23 protein-coding genes and 1 pseudogene are annotated in these 22,501 nt (G+C 56.8%); 9 read left to right on the top strand and 15 right to left on the bottom strand.

From position 1 onward, the window contains the following. The first annotated feature begins 136 nt into the window (after positions 1–136). From carA to AFERRID_RS09350, 4 genes are read left to right on the top strand one after another with little or no spacing between them, the layout of a single operon-like run. Complete coding sequence (gene carA, locus AFERRID_RS09365) at positions 137–1,279, top strand: glutamine-hydrolyzing carbamoyl-phosphate synthase small subunit (protein ID WP_113527116.1); 1,143 nt, start codon at positions 137–139, stop codon at positions 1,277–1,279. Continuing rightward, a complete protein-coding gene (gene carB / locus AFERRID_RS09360) occupies positions 1,272–4,511 on the top strand; it encodes a carbamoyl-phosphate synthase large subunit (protein ID WP_126605017.1) in 3,240 nt (1,079 codons plus the stop codon). Before carA ends, carB begins: the two co-directional genes overlap by 8 nt. Next, positions 4,508–4,984, top strand: coding sequence for a transcription elongation factor GreA (greA, locus tag AFERRID_RS09355; RefSeq protein ID WP_113527118.1), 477 nt, complete (start codon positions 4,508–4,510; stop codon positions 4,982–4,984). The genes carB and greA overlap by 4 nt, the downstream gene beginning before the upstream one ends. Positions 4,985–4,995: 11 nt before the next feature. Continuing rightward, the gene (locus AFERRID_RS09350) at positions 4,996–5,829 is read left to right on the top strand and encodes an undecaprenyl-diphosphate phosphatase (protein WP_113527119.1); all 834 of its coding nucleotides are present in this window, start codon (positions 4,996–4,998) and stop codon (positions 5,827–5,829) included. Here AFERRID_RS09350 and AFERRID_RS09345 read toward each other — a convergent pair. The 7 genes from AFERRID_RS09345 to AFERRID_RS16000 all read right to left on the bottom strand — a co-directional run bounded on the left by AFERRID_RS09345 (position 5,823) and on the right by AFERRID_RS16000 (position 13,194). After that, the gene (locus AFERRID_RS09345) at positions 5,823–7,025 is read right to left on the bottom strand and encodes an MFS transporter (RefSeq protein WP_126605703.1); all 1,203 of its coding nucleotides are present in this window, start codon (positions 7,023–7,025) and stop codon (positions 5,823–5,825) included. The two genes, AFERRID_RS09350 and AFERRID_RS09345, sit on opposite strands and share 7 nt — an antisense overlap. A 19-nt stretch (positions 7,026–7,044) precedes the next feature. Beyond that, positions 7,045–7,989 (bottom strand): heme o synthase, encoded by a 945-nt coding sequence (locus AFERRID_RS09340; RefSeq protein ID WP_126605015.1) that lies wholly within the window; start codon positions 7,987–7,989, stop codon positions 7,045–7,047. Positions 7,990–8,017: 28 nt separating this feature from the next. Then, positions 8,018–8,374: a cytochrome o ubiquinol oxidase subunit IV gene (locus tag AFERRID_RS09335; protein WP_126605013.1), complete on the bottom strand. Its 357-nt coding sequence runs from the start codon at positions 8,372–8,374 to the stop codon at positions 8,018–8,020. After that, positions 8,371–9,006, bottom strand: a complete 636-nt coding sequence (locus tag AFERRID_RS09330; protein WP_126605012.1) for a cytochrome c oxidase subunit 3 — start codon at positions 9,004–9,006, stop codon at positions 8,371–8,373. The genes AFERRID_RS09335 and AFERRID_RS09330 overlap by 4 nt, the downstream gene beginning before the upstream one ends. Before the next feature lie 66 nt (positions 9,007–9,072). Continuing rightward, on the bottom strand, positions 9,073–11,223 hold the full coding sequence (locus tag AFERRID_RS09325; RefSeq protein ID WP_126605010.1) for a cbb3-type cytochrome c oxidase subunit I: 2,151 nt from the start codon (positions 11,221–11,223) through the stop codon (positions 9,073–9,075). Positions 11,224–11,241: 18 nt separating this feature from the next. Then, complete coding sequence (locus AFERRID_RS09320; RefSeq protein ID WP_126605009.1) at positions 11,242–12,207, bottom strand: COX aromatic rich motif-containing protein; 966 nt, start codon at positions 12,205–12,207, stop codon at positions 11,242–11,244. Between the two features lie 864 nt (positions 12,208–13,071). After that, positions 13,072–13,194 (bottom strand): hypothetical protein, encoded by a 123-nt coding sequence (locus AFERRID_RS16000; protein WP_264158138.1) that lies wholly within the window; start codon positions 13,192–13,194, stop codon positions 13,072–13,074. 42 nt (positions 13,195–13,236) lie between these two features. Here AFERRID_RS16000 and AFERRID_RS15180 point away from each other — a divergent pair, with 42 nt between their 5' ends. Continuing rightward, complete coding sequence (locus AFERRID_RS15180) at positions 13,237–13,539, top strand: hypothetical protein (protein WP_172959362.1); 303 nt, start codon at positions 13,237–13,239, stop codon at positions 13,537–13,539. A gap of 238 nt (positions 13,540–13,777) precedes the next feature. Here the strand turns inward: AFERRID_RS15180 and AFERRID_RS09310 are convergent, their stop codons facing one another. The 3 genes from AFERRID_RS09310 to AFERRID_RS09305 form a co-directional block, all read right to left on the bottom strand. Continuing rightward, a complete protein-coding gene (locus tag AFERRID_RS09310) occupies positions 13,778–14,392 on the bottom strand; it encodes a hypothetical protein (RefSeq protein WP_113527709.1) in 615 nt (204 codons plus the stop codon). Positions 14,393–14,692: 300 nt separating this feature from the next. Next, on the bottom strand, positions 14,693–14,815 hold the full coding sequence (locus AFERRID_RS15995; protein WP_264158138.1) for a hypothetical protein: 123 nt from the start codon (positions 14,813–14,815) through the stop codon (positions 14,693–14,695). 166 nt (positions 14,816–14,981) lie between these two features. Further along, on the bottom strand, positions 14,982–15,251 hold the full coding sequence (locus AFERRID_RS09305; RefSeq protein ID WP_172959361.1) for an ISAs1 family transposase: 270 nt from the start codon (positions 15,249–15,251) through the stop codon (positions 14,982–14,984). Positions 15,252–15,511: 260 nt separating this feature from the next. On the opposite strand from AFERRID_RS09305, the pseudogene AFERRID_RS09300 reads away from it, so the two are divergent. After that, positions 15,512–15,763, top strand: a pseudogene (locus AFERRID_RS09300) (IS30 family transposase); the annotation flags it as partial. 55 nt (positions 15,764–15,818) lie between these two features. Here the strand turns inward: AFERRID_RS09300 and AFERRID_RS09295 are convergent. The 3 genes from AFERRID_RS09295 to AFERRID_RS09285 form a co-directional block, all read right to left on the bottom strand. Then, positions 15,819–16,901, bottom strand: a complete 1,083-nt coding sequence (locus AFERRID_RS09295) for a cytochrome d ubiquinol oxidase subunit II (RefSeq protein ID WP_113527201.1) — start codon at positions 16,899–16,901, stop codon at positions 15,819–15,821. 88 nt (positions 16,902–16,989) lie between these two features. Continuing rightward, positions 16,990–18,444, bottom strand: coding sequence for a cytochrome ubiquinol oxidase subunit I (locus tag AFERRID_RS09290; RefSeq protein WP_113527200.1), 1,455 nt, complete (start codon positions 18,442–18,444; stop codon positions 16,990–16,992). Beyond that, the gene (locus tag AFERRID_RS09285; protein ID WP_113527199.1) at positions 18,434–18,730 is read right to left on the bottom strand and encodes a DUF6444 domain-containing protein; all 297 of its coding nucleotides are present in this window, start codon (positions 18,728–18,730) and stop codon (positions 18,434–18,436) included. The genes AFERRID_RS09290 and AFERRID_RS09285 overlap by 11 nt, the downstream gene beginning before the upstream one ends. Positions 18,731–19,423: 693 nt before the next feature. Here AFERRID_RS09285 and AFERRID_RS09280 point away from each other — a divergent pair. From AFERRID_RS09280 to pdxH, 3 genes are read left to right on the top strand one after another with little or no spacing between them, the layout of a single operon-like run. After that, positions 19,424–20,155, top strand: coding sequence for a type 1 glutamine amidotransferase domain-containing protein (locus AFERRID_RS09280; protein WP_225981946.1), 732 nt, complete (start codon positions 19,424–19,426; stop codon positions 20,153–20,155). An 11-nt stretch (positions 20,156–20,166) separates the two neighbouring features. After that, complete coding sequence (gene rpiA, locus AFERRID_RS09275; protein ID WP_113527197.1) at positions 20,167–20,826, top strand: ribose-5-phosphate isomerase RpiA; 660 nt, start codon at positions 20,167–20,169, stop codon at positions 20,824–20,826. A gap of 31 nt (positions 20,827–20,857) precedes the next feature. After that, positions 20,858–21,514: a pyridoxamine 5'-phosphate oxidase gene (gene pdxH, locus AFERRID_RS09270; protein WP_113527196.1), complete on the top strand. Its 657-nt coding sequence runs from the start codon at positions 20,858–20,860 to the stop codon at positions 21,512–21,514. Between the two features lie 16 nt (positions 21,515–21,530). Here pdxH and AFERRID_RS09265 read toward each other — a convergent pair whose 3' ends face one another. Then, positions 21,531–21,845: a hypothetical protein gene (locus AFERRID_RS09265; protein WP_126605007.1), complete on the bottom strand. Its 315-nt coding sequence runs from the start codon at positions 21,843–21,845 to the stop codon at positions 21,531–21,533. A 23-nt stretch (positions 21,846–21,868) separates the two neighbouring features. Beyond that, positions 21,869–22,492 carry a 3-isopropylmalate dehydratase small subunit gene (gene leuD / locus AFERRID_RS09260; protein ID WP_113527194.1) on the bottom strand — a complete coding sequence of 208 codons (624 nt, stop codon included), beginning with the start codon at positions 22,490–22,492 and terminating at the stop codon, positions 21,869–21,871. Positions 22,493–22,501 lie beyond the last annotated feature (9 nt).

Here is a 22,501-nt window from a genome sequence, read left to right as displayed (position 1 = left end):
CGTCGGAAGGCCGCCACCACGCTCGGTCTGGCCGCCGTGCGTTGACCATACCCGTTCCGGTCCTTAGAATAGGCGATATCTACGTGGGAGGGGACCCCCTCCCTTTTTTTGCATCCTCTTGTTGGCGAGGTGGGGCATGCAGGCGGTCTTGGCATTGGCAGACGGCAGCATCTATCGCGGTATAGGCTTTGGTGCCACCGGATTGGCAGCAGGCGAAATCTGTTTTAACACCGCCATGAGTGGTTACCAGGAGATCCTCTCCGATCCCTCGTATCAGGGGCAGATCGTTACGCTCACTTACCCCCATATCGGCAATACCGGAGTCAACCCGGAGGACATGGAGGGTACCCGGGTATTCTGCTCCGCTCTCGTCGTGCGCAATCTGCCACGGCAACCCAGCAGTTGGCGCAGCACCCAGGACCTGTCCGCCTTCCTGCAGACCCATCGAATTCCGGGCATCGCGGGAATCGACACCCGCGCTCTCACCCGCAGACTGCGGGATAACGGCGCTCAGAACGCTGCCGTCCTCGTCGGAGAAACCGCCAGCGAGGAGAAGGCCCTGGCCGCGGCGCGCGCTTTCCCAGGCCTCATCGGCCGTGATCTGGTGCAGGATGTGGGCTGCCGGGAGGCATACACCTGGGATCTCGCCAGCGGCACCCCCGAACAGGGCTATCACGCACAGGCCGTCACCCGGACACAGCGCCATGTGGTGGTTTACGACTTTGGCACCAAACGGAATATCCTGCGCCTGCTGGCGGATCGGGCCTGTCGAATCACGGTGGTGCCGGCCCGCACCGCGGCCGCCGAGGTGATCGCCCTGCGCCCGGACGGCGTACTCTTCTCCAATGGTCCCGGTGACCCGGCGGCCCTTGGCTATGCGGAAGAGGCCATGCGCCAGATCATCGCCACGGGTATTCCCACCTTCGGACTCTGTCTGGGGCATCAGTTGCTGGGACTGGCCCTGGGCGCCAAAACCGTCAAGATGAAGTTCGGACACCACGGTGCCAACCATCCGGTCAAAGATCTGCGCAGCGGTCGGGTGTTGGTCACCAGTCAGAACCACGGTTTCGCGGTGGACGCGGACACCCTGCCAGAGTGCCTGGTGGCGACCCATGCCTCACTGTTCGACGGCAGCCTGCAGGGCATGGCGCATCGGGAGCTGCCCGTATTTTCCTTTCAGGGCCACCCTGAGGCCGGACCCGGGCCCCATGACGCCCGTGTAATTTTTGACGACTTCGTTCACGCCATGAACCAGTACGGAGGCCGTCACCATGCCTAAACATCAGGACATCAAAAGCGTCCTCCTCATCGGCGCCGGACCCATCATCATCGGCCAGGCCTGTGAATTCGATTATTCCGGCGTACAGGCCTGCAAGGCGCTGCGGGAAGAGGGTTGCCGGGTCATTCTGGTCAACTCCAACCCTGCCACCATCATGACCGATGCGCAGACTGCGGACGCCACCTATATCGAACCCGTCGAGTGGCAAACCGTGGCGCGCATCATCGCCATGGAACGCCCCGATGCCATTCTCCCCACCATGGGCGGTCAGACCGCACTGAACTGTGCCCTGGACCTACACCGGGAGGGGGTGTTGGAGCAGTACGGTGTCAAACTGATCGGCGCCTCCGTGGAAGCCATCCGTGAGGCCGAAGATCGCGGTCTCTTCAAAAAGGCCATGGAAGAAATCGGCCTGGAAGTGGCCCGTTCTGCTTTCGGCCATGACATGGGAGGCGCGCGCCAGATCGCGGAGGATATCGGTTTTCCGGTCATCGTCCGGCCGTCCTTCACCCTGGGCGGCACCGGCGGCGGCATTGCCTACAACCGTGAGGAATTTGAGGACATCGCGGCGCGCGGCCTGGAGGCCAGTCCTACCCACGAAATCCTCATCGAAGAGTCCATCATCGGCTGGAAGGAATTCGAGATGGAAGTGGTCCGCGACCGGGCGGATAACTGTATCATCGTTTGCTCTATCGAGAACTTCGATCCCATGGGCATCCATACCGGGGACTCCATCACCGTGGCCCCCGCCCAGACCCTTACCGATCGTGAATACCAGCGCATGCGGGATGCGTCCATCGCCGTGTTGCGGCGTATCGGGGTGGATACCGGCGGCTCCAATGTACAGTTCGCGGTCAATCCCGAAGATGGGCGACTGATCGTCATCGAGATGAACCCGCGGGTGTCGCGTTCTTCGGCGCTGGCCTCCAAGGCCACAGGCTTTCCCATCGCCAAAATTGCCGCCAAGCTCGCGCTGGGCTACACCCTGGATGAGCTGCGCAATGACATCACCCAGGCGACACCGGCGAGTTTCGAGCCGACCATCGATTATGTGGTCACCAAAATCCCCCGCTTCGCCTTCGAGAAATTTCCCGAGGCCGATGCCCACCTGACTACCCAGATGAAGTCGGTGGGTGAAGTGATGGCGATTGGCCGCAGCTTCCAGGAGTCACTGCAAAAGGCGCTGCGTGGCCTGGAGACGGGTGTGGATGGCCTGGATGAGAAACTCATCGGTAATGATCCGGACACCCTGCAAAAACTGGAACAGGAGTTACGGGTTCCCGGTGCCGATCGCCTCTGGTACCTGGCGGACGCCATACGGCGCGGCTGGGATCAGGACAGCCTGCAACGCATCACCCGCATCGACCCCTGGTTTCTGGAGCAGATTTTCGAAATCATTCAGACCGAGGAAAGCCTGCGCGGTCTCTCCCTGGCGGGCCTCGATGGTACCCGGCTCCGCACCCTCAAAGGCATGGGTTTCTCGGACCGGCGGCTGTCCCGCCTGTTGGGTTGCCACGAGCAGCAGTTGCGTGAACAGCGCCAGAAGCTGGGTGTCCGCCCCGTCTATAAACGGGTGGACACCTGTGCCGCCGAGTTCCGCTCACCGACTCCGTATCTCTACTCCACCTATGAGACGGAGTGCGAGGCGGACCCGAGTGATAAACCCAAGATCATGATCCTGGGCGGCGGTCCCAACCGGATCGGACAGGGCATCGAGTTTGACTACTGTTGCGTACATGCGGCCATGGCCCTGCATGAGGACGGCTTTGAGACCATCATGGTCAACTGCAACCCGGAAACGGTTTCCACCGACTATGACACTTCCGATCGCCTGTATTTTGAGCCGCTCACCCTGGAAGACGTCCTGGAAATCGTCGCCGTCGAAAAGCCGCATGGCGTGATCGTCCAGTTTGGCGGCCAGACACCGCTGAAGCTCGCCAATGATCTGGAGGCCGCCGGTGTGCCCATCATCGGCACCACGCCGGATTCCATCGATCTGGCGGAGGATCGCGAGCGCTTCCAGCAGCTTTTGCAACGCCTCGACCTGCGGCAACCAGAAAACGCCATTGCCCGGAGCGCTCCGGAAGCCCTGAGCAAGGCGCGAGCGCTGGGCTACCCGCTGGTGGTACGCCCCTCTTATGTGCTGGGCGGTCGCGCCATGCGCATCGTCTATGGGGAAGACGACCTGCAACGCTACATGGTGGAAGCGGTGCGCATCTCCAATGACCAGCCCATCCTCCTGGACCGTTTCCTGAACGACGCACTGGAAGTGGACGTCGATGCCGTCGCCGACAGCGGGCAACAGGTGATCGTGGCCGGGATCATGGAGCACATCGAGCAGGCGGGAGTCCACAGCGGCGACTCGGCCTGCTGTCTGCCGCCCTACTCTCTGTCCCCGGCTATTCAAGATGAAATCCGGCGGCAGACGGTGGAACTGGCCCTGGCGCTCGGGGTGGTGGGCCTGATGAACTGTCAGTTCGCCGTCCAGAACGAGCGCATCTATGTGCTGGAGGTCAACCCGCGCGCCTCACGGACGGTACCTTTCGTCTCCAAGGCTACGGGATGGCCCCTGGCCAAAATCGCCTCCCGCTGCATGACCGGAAAGTCTCTGGCCGCGCAGGGCATTCCACAGATTCCCAACCCGCCCCATTTCAGCGTCAAGGAAGCGGTCTTCCCCTTTATCAAATTTCCCGGCGTGGATATACTGCTGGGGCCGGAAATGAAGTCTACGGGCGAAGTGATGGGTATAGGCGCCAGTTTTGGTGAGGCTTTTCTAAAGGCGCAGGTTGGTGCTGGCGAGCACTTTCCGAGCTCCGGCACGGTTTTCCTCAGTGTTCGCGATGCCGATAAAAAGGGACTCACTCCGACCGCTCGGATCCTGTCCGAACTCGGGTTCAAACTGATCGCCACCGGGGGCACCGCCGCCTTCCTGCGGAAGGAAGGTCTGGAAGTCGCCCCGGTTAACAAGGTGACCGAAGGCCGTCCCCATATCGTCGATGCCATCAAGAACGGCAAGGTGCAGATCATCATCAACACCGTGGACGAACGCCAGTCGGTGCGGGATTCTTTCAGTATCCGCCGCGCTGCTCTGCAGATGGGATTGACCTATTACACTACCCTGGCTGGCGCCACCGCGGGCGCCGCTGCCATTCACGCTCTGATGACGGAAGAATGCAGCGTACTCCGGCTCCAGGATCTGAACCAGAAAAATACCAGCACGAGGCAGATATGAATGATAAAATTCCCATGACTGTTGTTGGTGCCCAGCGGCTGCGCGACGAGTTGCATCGCCTCAAAACCGTTGACCGCCCTACCGTGATTGAAGCCATTGCCGAGGCGCGCGCCAAGGGTGACCTGTCGGAAAATGCCGAATATGACGCCGCCAAGGAGCAGCAGGCTTTTATCGAGGGACGTATCCGTGAGGTGGAGGATTATCTGGCCCGTGCCCAGGTCATTGACCCCAAGCAACTGAATACCGGCGGTAAAATCGTTTTTGCGGCCACTGTGGAGCTGGAAGATGCGGAAGGCAACGAGGTGACCTACCAGATCGTGGGTGATGCCGAAGCCGACCTCAAGGAAAACAAGATATCCATCAGTTCCCCCATTGCCCGCGCGCTCATCGGTAAACACGAAGGTGATCCTGTTGAAGTGCGCGCCCCCGGCGGGACACGGGAATACACCATTCTTGCCGTGCGTTACATATAGGTCATGATCGCATGACACAGCATATTTACCTGCTGTTCCTGGCCGTACTTCAGGGCGTTACGGAGTTGTTTCCCATCTCCAGCCTGGGGCATATCATTTTGGTGCCAGCGCTCCTGCATTGGCCCATCAACCGGGACGCAGGGTGGTTTCTGCCCTTTGTGGTCGTGCTCCACCTTGCCACGGCCACGGCGTTACTCCTGTTCTTCTGGCGCGACTGGGCGGCGCTGCTCGGCGGTTTCATTCGGGCACGGGGACGCCCCGACAATCCCGACTCCCGGCTATTATGGATTCTCTTCATTGCGTCCATTCCCGCCGGTTTGCTGGGCCTGGCCCTTGCCCACAAGATCAAGGCCCTATTTGGCGGCTTCACCTTTGCCGCAGTGGCGCTGATGATCAACGGCGCCATGCTCATCCTGGGGGATCGCCTGCGCGCGCGGCAACCTAGCCATTCGCTGGACAATCTGAGTTGGCCGCGTGCCATCGGTATAGGGTTTGCCCAGTCCCTTGCGTTGATTCCCGGATTTTCCCGTTCCGGCGCGACCCTGGTGGCGGGTATCGGTGTAGGGCTGGACTATGAAAATTCCGCAAAATTTTCCTTTCTGCTCGCCACGCCGATCATCGCGGCGGCCGGCATACTGGAAGTGCCCAAGCTCTTTCACGCACAGATGCCGTCCGGGTTGCTCGGCACCATCTTTCTTGCGGGGCTTCTCTCCGGAATCTGCGCTTGGGCATCCGTCTGGTTTCTGATGCACTATTTTCACAAGCATGAGATCAAGGCGCTGCGGCCCTTTGGCATTTATTGCATCGCCTTTGGTGCGCTGGCACTGATTATCGGCGGCTACTGACCGTCCCCTGCTTCCCGGGCGTCGGGTTCCAGCAATAGTGCCACGCGTTTTCCGTTCCAGCTTTGCAGGGCGAGGAGCAATCCGACGGCGGCAAGGAGATAAAAAACACCCTGCTCGCCGGCCATGCCCAGCCCCCAGCCACCAACCACACCGCCTGCGAATATCCCCAGAAACTGCATCAGCGAGTACACACCACTGGCCGCTCCCCGCTGTGCCTGGGTGGTGCTGCGACTCATCATCGAGGGCAGAATCGCCGAGGCCACGTTGTAACCCGTGAAGAAAATCACCGCTCCCACCGCCACCGGCCAGAAGTGACCCGCGAGCAAACCCATGCACAGCGCCCCCGCAGCGATGGCAAGACCACTGAAGACCAGCATCTGTCCGTGCTGTTTGTGCCTTTCGGCGTGGATCACCGGGTAGAGCATGCCCGCCACCGAGAGCAGCATCACCGGCAGATACACTTCCCAGACGGCACTGCCCGGAATGTGCATGGCCTTGACCAGTTCCGGGGAGAGCACCACGAAACTGGCCCCCAGCACCATCTGCAGGATGAAGATGCCGACACTGGCGGTCAGAACCGGGGGGTATCGGAATATCCTCAGGGCGTCACGCCAGGTCCCCATGCGTTGCTGTAGATTGTGGGGGATGGGGGGAATCCCTTTCCACAGCGGTAACAGCGCGAGGACACCGAGTGCGGCGGCCACTAGAAATACCCCGGTCAGCCCGGAGAGACCGTAAAAAACGGGTCCCAGCGCCATCCCCAGCACATAGGCGATGGCGATGCTGCCGCCGATGGCGGCCATGGCCTTGGTGCGGTGCTGTTCCCCGGTGAGATCCCCGGCGGTGGCCAGCAGCACCGAGGAGACGGCGCCCGCACCCTGCAGCAGACGGGCGAGAATGATGCCCCAGATGTTATGGCTGACCGCCCCTAGCAGGGAGCCCAGGACGAAGATCAGCAGACCAAAGACCAGTACCCGCTTGCGCCCGAAACGGTCGGAGGCCACCCCGAAGGGAAACTGCAGGGCGGCCTGGGCCAGTCCGTAAATACCAATGGCCAGGCCCAACAGCACCGGGGTGCTGCCACGAAGCTGGTCGTTGTCCAGGGCCAGTACCGGCATGAGCATGAACAGACCGAGCATGCGCGCGACATAGATGAAGCTCAGTCCCGCTACCGCCCGCTTTTCAAACGGGCTCATGGGCGGGCCTTTGGCGGCCTCAGAAGAAGCCATAGCCCATCACCAGTTTGCCCAGGATCAGGGCGGTAAAGAGTAAAAACAGGTAGGAGATGGAGTAGGCGAACATCCGCCGCGCGTAGCGGTTCATCTCCGGGCCTTCGGGCAGGCCTTTGAGACGCAGGGCCATGCCCACGAACCATGCGCCGGAGAGCCCGGCGATGGCACCATATAACCAGTCACCGGTGAGTAGCGCTGGCACCATGCTGACGATCCAGGTGAGCAGGGCGTAGTTCCGCACTTCCCGGCGCGTGCGATCGACGCCATGGGTCACCGGCAGCATGGGAATGCAGGCCTTGGCGTAGTCTTCCCGACAACAGATGGCCAGGGGCCAGAAGTGCGCCGGGGTCCAGACGAATACCAGCAGGACCAGCACCAGCGGCAGCGCGGCGAGACTGCCGGTGATGGCGGTCCAGCCGATCAGTGGCGGCAGGGCTCCGGCAAGACCGCCCCAGACGATGTTCCAGGGCGTGCTGGGTTTGAGGTAGAGGGTGTAGACGACACCGTAGCCGACGGTGCCTACCAGGGTCAGTACCAGGGTCAGCGGGTTGGTGCCCCAGGCCAGTACGGCAATGGCGGCGCACATCAGTGTCATGGCATAGGCAATGGCACCACCACGGCTGATGCGTCCTTCGGCCAGCGGCCGGTGGAGGGTGCGTCGCATGTGCTGGTCAAGGCCGGGCTCGACAATCTGGTTGAGTACCCCTCCTGCCCCTCCGGCCAGCGCAATACCCGCCAAACCCGCCAGCCCCGACTCCCAGTGCAACCCGGCGTCGGGGGCGAGGATCTCGCCCACTGCGGCGGTAAATACCAGCAGCGATACCACCCGCGCCTTGGCCAACACCCAGAGATCGCGAACAAAAGACGGCCGAACCCGGGGACCAGAAAGATCGCCAATGCCGCCGCTGTGGACTCCTTCTTTTAACATGACGTTAGGACCTCCGGAATTCGTGCGGTCAGTGCATCATGCCAGGCATAATCATCGTGCGCAGATACAATTGCGAGAACATCCACCAGGTCAGCCCGATGGTAACCAGAAAAAGCGGCATGAACATCACCAGCGCCACAGTATTCCAGATGTTGTGTTCGGAAACATCGATATGCAGCAGGAAGTAGATCTGCGCAATAATCGCTATGCCCGCGCAGACCGAGATGACCATCAGCAAACCGAATGGCGGCACGGCACGCGATGCCACCAATAAGGTAGCGACGAACATCAGGATGCTGGAAACCGCGAACCCTGCAAAATATCCCCGGGAAGTGGACATCTGTACTTCCGGATGCAATGTCGGATCATCGTGACCGTGACTCATGACATATATCCCCATAAATAAACGAACACAAACACAAACACCCAAATAATCGCCTGCAAATGCCAAAACATACGCAGTGTCAACAACCGGCCCACCACCTCAGTGGTAAAGCCCTTGGTCAGCACCTGGGCCATCATCACCAGAATCCAGATCAACCCAAAGAAAATATGGGCGGCATGTACCTGGGTCAGGATAATAAACGCAGATATCCCGCCACTGGTTGCAACCGTGATACCCAATGACGCCAGATGCGTCATGTCATGAATGTCCAGTGCCAGAAACAATACACCAAACACGAAAGCCGCGAGCAAACCATTGATCAACCCGCTTTTGTTTTTGTGCTTGAGTGCATTCATGCCAAAACCATAAGCCAGCACGCTGACAAACAGCGCCATAGTCTGAGCAAAAGTATACCAGGGCTTTACAAAGTCGGCCGGGGTAGGGCCACCAAAATAACTGTGCTGGTAACTCAGCACGCCATAAGCGGCAAAAAGTGTCGCAAACAGCATGCCGTCGCTCAGGAGATACATGAAATAACCAAAGGTGCGGGTGGAGATCACATCATGCTGATAGTGACTTTTATCCCATAATTCTGCTGCTTTCGGATCTACATTACTGGAATGAGAACTCATAAAAACTCCTCAATCTACCGTTCATTAACGGGTAGCCGATACCTCGGCTACCACCTGTCAGGGCCATCAACTGCGATGATGATCCAGCCCCACGGATGAGCTCGGCTGCGAAGCCAGCGGCGGCAGGTCAGAACGCTCATAGGCTATAGCCTCACCCAATACGCCGCCGCCTACCTGATGCCGCTGTTTACCTATCCGTGCTTCACGGCGCATGGCTGCTTTTTCCATCTGTTCCAGTTCCGCCGCGGTAATGATGTAACCCGGATCGCCCTTGAAGGAGCGGTAGATTACGAGTGCAACGATTGCCAGCAGGGAGAAGGCACAAAGCCACCAGATACGCCATACCAGGGCGAAACCCAGTACAAAGGTCAGGCCGCCGAGGGCAATGGCCACACCGGTATTATTGGGCATATGGATATCCTCATAGTGATCGGGCTGGACATGGTCGATGCCGTTGTCACGCCGCCAGGCCACTTCGTCACGCGCATTGATGTGCGGCAGTACGGCAAAGTTATAAAATGGCACAGGAGAATGGGTAAGCCATTCCAGCGAGCGGGAGGTACCCCAGGCATCCGCGCCAACCTGGTTGCTCGCATGATCGCGGACACTGACATAAAGCAGCGCAAAAAATGCGAGGACGGAAAGCGTATACACCACGATGCCGAATTCCATCACCAGCAGATAAGGATGCCAAGCGGTGTTGAACACATAATCCAGACGCCGGGTCATCCCCATGAAACCGAGCATGTACATTGGCACGAACACCAGCGCCGTACCGGCAGAAAAGAGCCAGAACATGGTCTTTGCCCAGAACTCATTCAGCTTGAAGCCAAAGACCTTGGGAAACCAGTAGATCACCGAAGCAAAAATGGCGTACACAATCGTCAGCAGCATGGAATGGAAATGCGCGACCACAAAAACGCTGTTGTGGACCATGTAATTGATGGCCGGAACCGCCAGCATCATACCCGTCAATCCGCCTACCAGCAGCAGGAAAAGCGCGCCGATGGCCCACAGCATGGCGGCGGTGAAAGTCAGGCGCCCGCGATACATGGTGAATGCCCAGTTGAACACCTTCACACCCGTAGGAATGCCGACCAGCATGGTGGCCACACTGAAGGCGCTGTTGACGTAGGGTCCGGCGCCCATGGTGAAGAAGTGATGCAGCCAGACCATCCAGGACAAGCCGGCAATGGCCATACTGGCGAGCACCATGGTCATGTAGCCAAACAATGGTTTTTCGGAAAAGGTCGGAAAGATTTCCGACATCATGCCGAAGGCCGGAAGAATCACGAAATAGACTTCCGGGTGGCCCCATATCCAGAATAGATTGGTATAGAGCATCAGATTGCCACCCAGACCAGCCGTGAAGAAATGCGCGCCCAGATACCGGTCTGCAGCAACCAATGCAAGTGCCACCTGCAGTGCCGGGAAAGAAGTCAGGGCAATCACGTTCGACGCAAGCGAAGCCCAGACAAAGATCGGCAAACGACCCCAGGTCATGCCCGGCGCGCGCATCTTGACGATGGTCGCCAGAATGTTGATGCCGCCCAAGGTGGTCCCCAGCGCCAACAACTCCATGGTCCATATCCAGTAATCAACGCCCACGCCCGGGCTGTATTGCAGCTCGAAGATCGGCGCATAACCAAACCAGCCGTTGTGCGCGAAATCGCCCACGAACAGGGAAATCATGATCAACGCCCCGCCCGCGGCGGTGAGCCATAGCCCCAACGCATTCAGGTAGGGGTAGGCCATGTCCCGGGCACCGATCTGAATGGGCACGATGATGTTCATGAAGCCGACGAGCAACGGCGTGGCTGCCAGCAGGATCATGATCACCCCATGGGCACTGTAGACCTGCCCGAAATGGAACGGAGTCAGGTAACCGTGCGTCGCACCGAACACTCCCGAGGAATGCGGGCCTACCGCCCAGGCCTGCTGCGTCCGGATCATCAGACCATCGATGAAACCCCGGAACAGCATCACCAGACCAATGAGGATGTACATCACCCCCAGTTTTTTGTGATCCACGGTGGTCAGCCATTCCTTCCACAGGTAGGTCCATTTCCCGTAGTACGTGATCAGGCCCAGCACCAGAACGGCCCCGATGACCACCGCGACAAACAGCGGCGCCAGGATGGGGTTGTCGTAAGGAATCTGAGACCAGGCAAGGCGCCCCAGCATGGGGTTCCAGCCCCCGGCTAAATCTACGAGCATCTGTCAATTCTCCTGTTGTTAGTCGCGGTGTTCGGCGTTCTGCTTCTGCATATACGCCACCATGTTTTCCGTCATCATCGGCGGGATGGGCCAGGTTTTACCCTTCATGACCTCGTCGACGACATGGTCGAACAAACCGTCCGGCACCGACGAGAAATAGGCCACCTTATGATGCACATTGATATAAGGGTCGGCGTAGTCATTGAAGCTGGCGTAGGTCATGGATGTCGGAGATTGCTGCACCTTCCGCACCCACTCGCGGAAGTCGGCCGACTTCACTATTCTGGTCTTGAAGGTCATCCAGGAGGTGCCCGCGCCGGCATAGTCCGAAGCGATGCCCTGGTATTCCCCGACATGGTTGCTTTCCAGGGCGTTTTTCGTACGCATGCCGGGCATTACGTCGATCATGCCCACCAGTTGTGGAATGAAGAATGTCGTGGTCACCGCAGAGGAGGTCAGACGGAAAAATACCGGGGTATGCGCCGGCAGCACCAGTTCGTTGGCCACGGCCATATGATACTGCGGGTATACAAAAAGCCACTGCCAGTCGGTCGCGATGACATCCACCTCGACCGGATCACTGACGGGTTTCAGATGGTTGGTAATCACCGTCGGATTATATGGATTTATCTCGAAAGTGCCGGTTACCGCAAAATAGGACAAAAAGCCGACAGCAATGATGGGGATCCCCCAGACAACCACTTCAATGGTGTTGGAATGGGACCAGGTGGGGTCATATTTCCCCCGGTTTTTGCCCTTCTGGTAGCGCCACATGAACCAGATCACCAGGAGCGCCGTCACGCCGACGATGCTGGCCATGATCCCGACATCCACCAGCAGATAAAACAGGTTGGTATCAGCCATCAACCCTTTGGGATCGAATATCCAAAAGGGACTACCCGCGCAGCCACTGAGCAACAGAATCGGCGCGAGGGCGGCATGGCGGCACCCGTTTTTAAGGTTATTCCTCCACTTCACTTGCATTGACATTTCTCCCTGACGGATTTCAGACCATCCGCGATATGACAGGATAGCGATCACTATCCGATTACCTTTTCCGACACTGCATGCAGATCAGGATTTCCATGGGCTTCCACGGCACAGCGGCCACCGAACCACGGCGCCCGGGCTCCGGCGATTCCGCGGCAGGCCGCCATTGGCACCAGTTTTCACCACTTCCATAAATCATATAAATTTATACTATTACTGCCTATTGATTACCTGGCAGTAAAACTAGTGCAGGCGGGGGCGCAAAGCAATAGAGATTTGCCTCAAATATTTTTGGGCTTATGTAAATAGTATTAGTGATACGCGCGCGCCCAAAAGATAAATCATAATATTACCGTTATCTTATAGATGTGCAACTGTAAACTATCCGGTGGAACAGACAGTTGGTTAATATTCACTCATGAAATATAACACCACCACAAACTGTATATTTGATTATTAGCATAATTTAATGTTCATGCCTGGAAGCTCACAAGGAAGTTTCCCTGGCTGATTTTTAAAAAATATAAAACCATCTGTGGGTATTTTTAACGTAAAAAACCATGTTTCAGATGTCTGCAAGAACGGCGTTTGTTTCCCCGAAAATATCCACCCCGGCCTCCTGCAATCGAAAATCCGATGATGACCAGGCACCGTACGGATAGCAGGGCTCTGTCAAGCTCGCCAGATATAGTAGCAGAGGCTTGCTGCCGCTGATTTTAGTGGTGGCTTGAGGAACTGTGTTGGTGGAAATGCGGCATTTTCAGGCTGTTTTTGGTGCGGAATCGTGGATGGGGTGGCTGGCGGACGCGGCTTGCCCTCCGGAGGCATTTCCGGATAGGTAAACCCCGTGGTGGCGGCTCAGTATCCGAGTCGACGGAGAGTGTTAGATGCGCTGGCGGCGAAATCCCGACACGCTTTGGCGATGTTCTTGACGCCGGTGAGGCGCAGGATGCTCATGGCCAGTTCGCGCAAGATCGCCATCCTACAGGGTCCGTTCTGGGTGCGAACTTGGGAGAGGTCCTCGTGGAAAGTGGCGTCGCGGACATGATGGTTTCGGTTTTCAATTTCCCAATGGCCACGGACCAAGCCCAACAGATTTTTGGGAGTGGCACGATCTGGGGTCAGGCTGGTGGGTCCGAAGGCGTAATCATCCCGGATGAGGCCATCTTTGCTGTTTACGGTGGACCGTTGGATCAGGAAAGCTTGTCCGACATGCGGAAAATGGATGCCGGTTGCCCAGGTAGCAACGATGATTTTGCGATATTCAAAGCGGCCTCAAGAAATCCACACTTGGCGAGCCTCCGCATAATTTTGGTGATACACTGAACGGGAACCCCGAGATAATCGGCAATTTCACGACTAAGTACCGGCTCGCCGCGCTGCTATGCGACAATATATATCAGGCCGCGCAGGGCTTGTTTGGTGGCTTTGCTCAATACCATGGGTCTTCCCCTATTTTTTACATATAACAAGAGCCACACTCCTTACCGTGCAACTCCTGATAATGATGATCATCAGACCACTGCAGAAATAACCGATTGCTTCCTGCACAGTGTTGGTTAATTCAGGCAGAATGTGCCTGGGCGGAGGCCGATGTACCATCATCCATCTTTAGAAGGTTACGACGCATGGCCCAGACCATACCGAACATAGCTGCAGCAAATGCGGCAGAAAAGCCGATAATGATCCAGTTATATACGGAAGGACCGGCATCCGGCGCCAAAGCAAAGATGAATTGCAGGGCAACAGCCAGGGCCAGATAAGCAGTAGAACCAATAATCAACACCGCTTCTTTATTGCGCACATTACGCAGCACCCAAATGCCTTCAATCACACCAACAATCGCCACCCAGGCAAAAATGGTCAGTAATGTAGGCAACATACTGACACCCTGTGAAAGAACAATGACCGCGATACCAGCCGCGATCCCGATGACGGCTTTAATGGCAATCAAAACTTTTGGACAGGCGCCACTCCCTTTCTGGGCAAGACGCATTGCGGAATAACCGCTATCAAAAAACACGTAAATGGCAAAAAACCAAACCAGCAAAGTAATGGTTTCGCCAAAAGCAATCAGTGATGCAATTACAAACAATAATGCGGCAACACCCCGAGAGGCGAGTAAAGGCCAGGAGAACAGGGTCAGGCGGGCTGGATGGATTGATGCTTGTGAATTCATATTGACACCTCCTTTTATCGGCGCTATTACACAGCATCCTTAATTCAAGGGTGAAATCGTATTCATCCACACGAAATACCGTTATGCAGTTTATAGCTCGCACACAGGGCTCCGTCAAGCTCGCCAGATATAGTAGCAGAGGCTTGCTGCCGCTGATTTTAGTGGTGGCTTGAGGAACTGTGTTGGTGGAAATGCGGCATTTTCAGGCTGTTTTTGGTGCGGAATCGTGGATGGGGTGGCTGGCGGACGCGGCTTGCCCTCCGGAGGCATTTCCGGATAGGTAAACCCCGTGGTGGCGGCTCAGTATCCGAGTCGACGGAGAGTGTTAGATGCGCTGGCGGCGAAATCCCGACACGCTTTGGCGATGTTCTTGACGCCGGTGAGGCGCAGGATGCTCATGGCCAGTTCGCGCAAGATCGCCATCCTACAGGGTCCGTTCTGGGTGCGAACTTGGGAGAGGTCCTCGTGGAAAGTGGCGTCGCGGACATGATGGTTTCGGTTTTCAATTTCCCAATGGCCACGGACCAAGCCCAACAGATTTTTGGGAGTGGCACGATCTGGGGTCAGGCTGGTGGGTCCGAAGGCGTAATCATCCCGGATAGAGATAATCAGCTTTTTTGTCTTCGACGAGGAAGCGGGCCGTCTCCCGCTGGGTATGCAGGGCATCGGCAGTGACGACCTTGCCCGTGATGTCGACATCCGAGAGCAGGTTGCGCAGTTCTAGAATTTCGTTGGTTTTCCGGGCGATTTCCTTTTGCGCGATGGTGACTCCCTGTCCATGCAGGAACACGCTGAGCAGATGCACCTGAGTTCCCTCTGCACGCACGACACCTTTGAGGACTTTGCCATCAACGGCCACGGCTTCAAAGCCCGCCGTACCCAGTGCCAGGCGCCGATCGCCGCATCCAGCGCATCCACATCGACCCCTTGCAAGACACGCCGGATGGTCGGTTCGGAGGGGGCCACATGAAGATCGCTACCGAGAACGGGTGCTACGGCAACTGGCTCAACGTGCCGAAAAGATGGGCATGAGACTGGTTCCGGGTGATATTGGCGCTTCGTAACTACAATGTATTCAAAACCATAAAAAGTGTTTCTTGAGAGGATCTGGAAAAACGCACCCATCTGCGGGTCTACTTTGCCGACCCCCACATCCCTTGGCAGCGCCTGGCCAATGAAAATACCAACGGACTGCTGCGGCAGTATTTTCCTAAAGGAACGGATTTATCGCAATACTCTCAGCAGTACTTGACCAAAGTCGCCGAGGAGATGAATAATCGACCAAGAAAATCCTTGGGTTTTCTAACGCCATCAGAAGTAATGGCAAATGAGATCAAAGAGTTAAACGATAGTATTGCACTTCAAAATTGAAACCGCCAGTTGCAATGGAGGATGGACAGTAAAAGTCTACCCTCCCCCACAAGTTTTAATGCTCGCCGTAACTGGCCATTTTCGTGGTGCGACCACGGAACACCCAGATTTGATAGGCGTTGTACATAATCATGATGGGTACAAATCCGGTCATGAACAACGTAAACACGGCAATGGAGTTAGCTGGATTGGCAGCCGCCTGGATGGTCCAGGTTTCAGGAACAATGTAGGGATACATCGTGGCCCACATAGCAAACCACAGGAGTACCACAACCCCTTCACCCCAGAGCAGCGCGAGAAAATCCCGCTGCATGGAATGATTCATCATGGATTTGAAGGCGAAAAATAGGACCACCAAGAGCCACAAAGCCCATACCCACCAATAAGGACCAGTCCATTTTGCCGCTGCCCAGGGGAATATGGCATAGGACCATACCAGCGTGACGACGATTGCCGCTAAGGCAAGGTAGGAAAAAAGGGTGGTCCAGCGCTGTGCTTTGACATTGATCGGATCACCTTTTTCAAAGCGTGCACTCAGGTAAAGACCTCCTGCCAGTCCGGCCGCAATGACCGCTCCAAAACCCGTTAACAGGCTGAAAGGTGTCAGAAAAGTAAGTGCCGTCCCGGTAAAATGTGGAACTGGCGAATTTACAAAAAGGCCCGGAGCCCCTTTGGCCATGGCCGCACCAGCCTTCATAGGAAATCCCTGCAAAGTGGCTCCCAAGGCGATGCCTGCCCCGAAAGGTGCGAGAAAGCTGCCCCCAGCAAAGGCCCAGCCCCAGAACCGCTTGCTTCCAACTGCATGCACATGGAATTCAAAAGCGACAGCGCGCCATATCACGCCCCATAAAGCCAGCATCAGTGGAATCATCAGATAATTAAAGGCCGATCCATATACCAGCGGAAAAGCGCCGAACAGGACGCCGCCGGCGACGACCAGCCAGGTTTCATTGGCATCCCACCAGCCAGCCATGGAAGCCATAATGGCACCCCGTTCCTGCTCATCCGGAGAAAAAAGGGCAAACACCCCTGCACCCAGATCGGCGCCATCCAGGGCAATAAAAAAGAGAAACATCAGACTGAGTAACAGCCACCACCACGTCGTCAAGGTGGTGGCGATTCTGGCGAGATCAAACATATTGTATTACTCCTTCAATCAAAATCCCTTGAAACCGCTCTTGGCCTCCAGGACATACCCGTTGCGTACCGCGGGGTACGGGTAGAGCTTAGTAAGATTTTCCAAAGCTGGGTTTGGCAAATATCGGTTTCGCTAGCCCACCACCGGCATCTTCCTGATCGGCATACTGTTCTGGCGCACCCGGTAAGGGACTTTCCAGATCAGGCCCCTTGCGGATCACGCGGGAGAAGAAATACCAGGCACCCGCCCAGACGGTCAGCTCAAATACCACATACCCGGCAAACCAGGCGATTTCTTCACCGAGACCCATGTGGCTGACACCCTCATAGGTACGCATAATGTTGTAAACTATCCAGGGCTGACGCCCCACTTCACGGGTCCACCAGCCAGTCCAGACGGCAAGATAGGGCAGGAACCCACCCAACACCATAGCCCTGAGAAACCATGGACGCTTCCGCAACCCCGCCACAGTCAGTTGTCCGCGCAGGATGAGGGAGGTACCCCATAACGCCATAAAGAACAGCAAGAAACCGATAGCCACCATGACCCGGAATGAATAGAAAGGTACCCAGACATCCGGACGGTCTTTTGCGGGAAACTGATCCAGGCCGGGAACCACGCCATTTAAGGTGTGTGTTTCCAGCAGACTTAATACATGGGGAATACGGATTGAAAACAGACTTCCATCGTTGGCAGCATTGGGAATGGCAATCAGATTCCAGGAAGTGTTCGGTTTACCATCGGGTAGATAAGCATGGTAATGCCCTTCCATGGCGGCCAGTGAGGTCGGTTCACTATGGGCCACATCCACGCCCAGACTATCGCCTAACCAGATTTGTATCGGCATCGCGATCAATAACGCCAGAATGGTAGGCTTCAACATCTTGACGAACAAATCGGCGTGACGATTCTTGAGAATAAACCAGGCACTAGTCCCAGCCAGCACAAAAAAGCCCAAGATCATGGTAGCCACCCACATATGAGGAAAGCCCCACTCATTACTTTCATTAAAAATCGCACTCCACCAATTCGTCACCAGAAACAGACCGTGTTTCAGCACGACACCATCGGGAGTCTGCATCCAGCCATTGGCAACCAGAATCCAGAAAGCCGACAAACTGGAGGCCAATGCTACGTTGAAGGTTGAAAACAAATGCATGCCTTTACCAATTTTATGCCAACCAAAAACCATGAGGCCAATAAAACCAGCTTCATACATAAAGGCGGTAATGGTTTCGAAGCCCAGAATATTCCCAAAGAAGGGACCAACGGCTTGCGCGAACGGCCCATAGAGTATGCCGAAGGCCATTTCCATGGTGACACCGGTAGCCACACCGGCTCCGAAATTGACAATAAAGATTTTTTCAAAAAAGCGTTCAAGACGATACCATCGTTCATCTCCAGAACGCAGCCAGGCTACTTCCAGCCCGAAAAGGATCCAGGACACCCCAATGGTCAGCGGCGTCCAGAGAATATGCATGGAGGTAATCCAGGCAAAATCGAGTCGATCCAACAAGATAGGTAATGTATTTTCAACAAGCATAACAAACTCCTTCAACGCATAAGGTCAGCAAGATGGCTGATGGTAACTGTTCACCAGGGCGCAGTCGTTCCAAGGCGGACAGCAGGGTTTCTCCCTGAAAAGATTTCGCTGCAGGCTTGTGCAGACCATCCGAGGACGGCGGTTTGCTGGAATTGTGGCTATCTTTGGCCAAACGGACTCCAAGTACGGCTATCCGTGACTTCAGATCCGCATTTTCCGCGAAAAGAAATCGGATCAGATCAACCTTGGCAGCATGGTCCATCGCGCTCAGGTCAGGCTGATTCATATCGTCCTTGTGGCATGATAGCTTGCAACATTTCACATCAAAACGATCCATAAAACACTGGGTGGTGAACAGTTACGCTATTTCTCCCTGACGGACTGTCAGATCATTCGCGATATGACAGGATAGCGATCACTATTCGTTTTACTTTTCCCGACACTGCATGTATGCAGATCAGGATTTCCCTGAGCCTCCATGGCACAGGGACCATCGAACCACGGCGCCCAGGCTCCGGCGATCCCGCGGCAGGCCGCCATTGGCACCAGTTTTCACCACTTCCATAAATCATATAATAAATTTATATTATTACTATCTAATGATTACCTAATAATAAAACTAGTGCAGGCGCGGGCGAAAAGCAATAGGGATTTGCCTCAAATATTTTTGGGCTGATGTAAATAGTATTAGTGATACGCGCGCGCCAAAAGGAAGTCTCCCTGGCTAATTTTTAAAAAATATAAAACCATCTGCGGGTATTTTTAACGTAAAAAACCATGTTTCAGATGTCTGCAAGAAAGGCGTTTGTTTCCCCGAAAATATCCACTCCGGCCTCCTGCAATCGAAAATCCGATGATGACCAGGCACCGTACGGATAACGCCTGGTCTCTCGGTATCTGCGCATTTCTGCACGAAAACAGCCGGTGCCCCGGCAGCGGTTGCCCTTTTCTTGCCTGCTGGCCATGCTAAACTCTGGTCATGACTATCCGGCCTTTCGTCCTCATTCTGCTCAGCGCGGCGCAACGTCTTCGCCTCGATGACGGCGCCGAGGTGGCTACCGGATTCTGGGCCGAAGAGCTGGTGACACCCTGGCAGATACTGCGCGAAGCAGGATGGCAACCGCACGTCGCCACTCCGGGCGGGGTGCGGCCGTCGGTCGATGCCGAGAGTCTCGAGCCCGCCGCTCTTGGGGGCGATACCCGTAAGGTCACCCGGTTATGCGACGCCGTGGCACAGATCACGGACTTAACCACACCTGCTGATTTGAATGCGCTGACGGGCGAGGATCTGGACGCCTTGGCCGGTGTTTTCATTCCCGGCGGCAATGGGCCGCTCATGGACCTCTGCCGGGCACCGGCGATGGACCGCCTGCTGCGCTACTGCCTGGCGACGGCAAAGCCCGTCGCCACCCTCTGCCACGGCAGCGCAGCACTCCTCGCCACCTGCGGCGGGGCGGACCGTTCGCCTTTCCTGGGGCAACGGGTAACCTGCTTCAGTGCGGCGGAAGAATCGGCAACAGCGCTGGCCGGGCGTTGGCCTTATACCCTCGAAGACCGGCTCCGGCAGGAAGGCTTCCTGGTCAGGGTCGGTGTTCCGTGGCAAAGCCATGTGGTCACGGACCGCCTCATCCTCAGCGGCCAGAACCCGGCCTCTGGGGCCGCACTTACCCATGCTTTCATGCAACGCCTCACCTCCACCCCAACACAATAAAGGAAAAGTACATGAATATTGATGCACTCAAAAAAATGGCGGCCGAAGCCGCTCTGCGCTATATCCAGCCCGGCATGGTCGTCGGGGTGGGCACTGGCTCCACCACCAACTTCTTCATCGAAGCACTGGGCGCCGCCCAGATTCATGTGGATGGCTACGTCGCGTCCAGCATCGCCACCGAAAACCGCCTCAAGGCACAGGGCCTCAATGTGCTCGAACTGAACGCCACGGGCGATATTCCGGTCTATATTGATGGCGCTGACGAGGCCGACCCGCATTTCCGCCTCATCAAGGGCGGCGGCGGTGCCCTTACCCGCGAAAAGATCGTCGCCAGTGCCGCCCGACTCTTCGTGTGTATTGCGGATGACAGCAAGGATAGACCCATGCTCGGCAAATTCCCCCTGCCTGTGGAAGTGATTCCGTTTGCTCGCAGCTTTGTCGCCCGGCAACTGGTGAAGATCGGTGGCAGCCCCACCCTGCGCAGCGGTATCACCACGGACAACGGTAATGTCATCCTCGACGTCACCGGACTCGATCTCTCTGACCCGTTACGGATGGAAGAAACCATCAATGCGATCCCGGGGGTACTGGACAATGGCATCTTTGCCCATCGGCGTGCGGATGTGATGCTGTTCGGCAGCGCGGGCGGCGTCATCGAACGCAAGGCATAAGCGCCAGCAGCATCCTGAATGGAGGGAGAGTATGGAAGGCGAAATAGACCACCGCAGTACCCGCCGAGACTTTGTGCACAGCGAACTGCGTCGCAAGGATCTGAATCCCGATCCTTTTCATCAGTTTTCCGACTGGCTGGCGGCAGCGATCGCGGCACAAAACTTTGATGCGACAGCCATGGCACTGGCGACAAGCGATGCGGAGGGGCATCCTGACGTGCGAATCGTGCTTCTCAAGCATTTTGACGAAAGCGGTCTGTGCTGGTACACCGATCAGCGCAGCCCCATGGGACAGCAACTGGCGGCCAACCCGCAGGCAGCCGTAGTGTTTTACTGGCCGGAAAATGACCGACAGGTACGGGTGGACGGCGCCGTCGAAAAACTCAGCGATGTCGAGGCGGATGCCTATTTTCAGCAACGTCCCGAAGGCAGCCGCTTTGCCGCCGCCGCTTCCGAGCAAAGTCAGCCCATCGCCAGTCGCGCAGCACTGGAGCAGCGCGTAGCGGCCTTACGGGCCCGTTATCCCGCCGGAGACGTCCCGCGCAACCCCGCTTGGGGCGGCTACCGTCTGCAGCCGGAACACTTCGAGTTCTGGCAGGGACGTCGCAGCCGGTTGCATGACCGTTTCCGTTATAGCCGTCCGGCCGATACCGGCGGTGCGTGGGTGATTCAGCGGCTGATGCCCTGAAAAAAGCGGCGCGGCGCTAAAACGCCTCCAGCCGCGCCGCGTAATCCACCACGATCATCCGGTAGATGCGCTCCCCCAGTTGCACATGGGCGGACTGCGGGGCACCGATACGGATCGTGTTATCCCCCGCCGCACTCAATCCCGAGGGCCCGAAGTGCTCCTGCTCGATGAGGTCGTTGAGCAGTGCCACCAACTCCTCCCGGGGTGCCGAGGCGGTATTGTCGATCAGCCTGCACGGCTTACCCCGTTTGGTCATACCTTCCAGGACGACCGCGCCTGAACACAGGGGCGGCAAACCGTTCTCTTCCGCTATCGGTGATTCCTGAACCATGTTTTCCTGCTCCTGAGTAGTCCTCAATCACGAAATAACCAAGGTGCCGCTTGCCGTTGCCGTGCCTCATAGACCCGGATGGCGTTGTCCTGCTGCAGGGTGAGCTGAATGTCATCCAGACCATGCATCAGTTTGTGCTTGTGGCCCGCATCCATCGGGAAGGCATAGCGGCTATCGCCCATGGTCTGCACCTCCTGCGCGGGCAGGTCGATGCGCAGACGGTAGCCGGGGTTCGCCGCCACTTCATGGAAGAGATGATCCACCACGTCCATGGGCAGGCGTACCAGCAGGATACCATTCTGTACGCAATTATTGGCGAAAATATCGGCGAAACTTGGAGCAATCACGGCCCGAAAGCCATAATCCGCCAAGGCCCAGGGCGCATGTTCACGACTGGAACCACAGCCGAAGTTTTCCCGAGCCAACAGGATCTGTGCGTCCGCATAGGCGGGCTGATTGAGCACGAAATCCGGGTTATTTACCTGCTTTCCATCCCGTTCCAGATAACGCCAGGCGTCAAAGAGGTGTTTACCGAGCCCCTTGCGCTCAATGGTCTTGAGGAATTGCTTAGGGATAATTGCATCGGTGTCCACGTTGGGACGATCCAGCGGCGCAACCACCGCTTCCACTACGGTAAAGGCTTCCATTATCTCTCC

The organism is Acidithiobacillus ferridurans, assembly GCF_003966655.1.
In the GTDB taxonomy this organism is placed as follows: domain Bacteria; phylum Pseudomonadota; class Gammaproteobacteria; order Acidithiobacillales; family Acidithiobacillaceae; genus Acidithiobacillus; species Acidithiobacillus ferridurans.
This window is presented reverse-complemented; position numbering and strand designations above follow the sequence as displayed.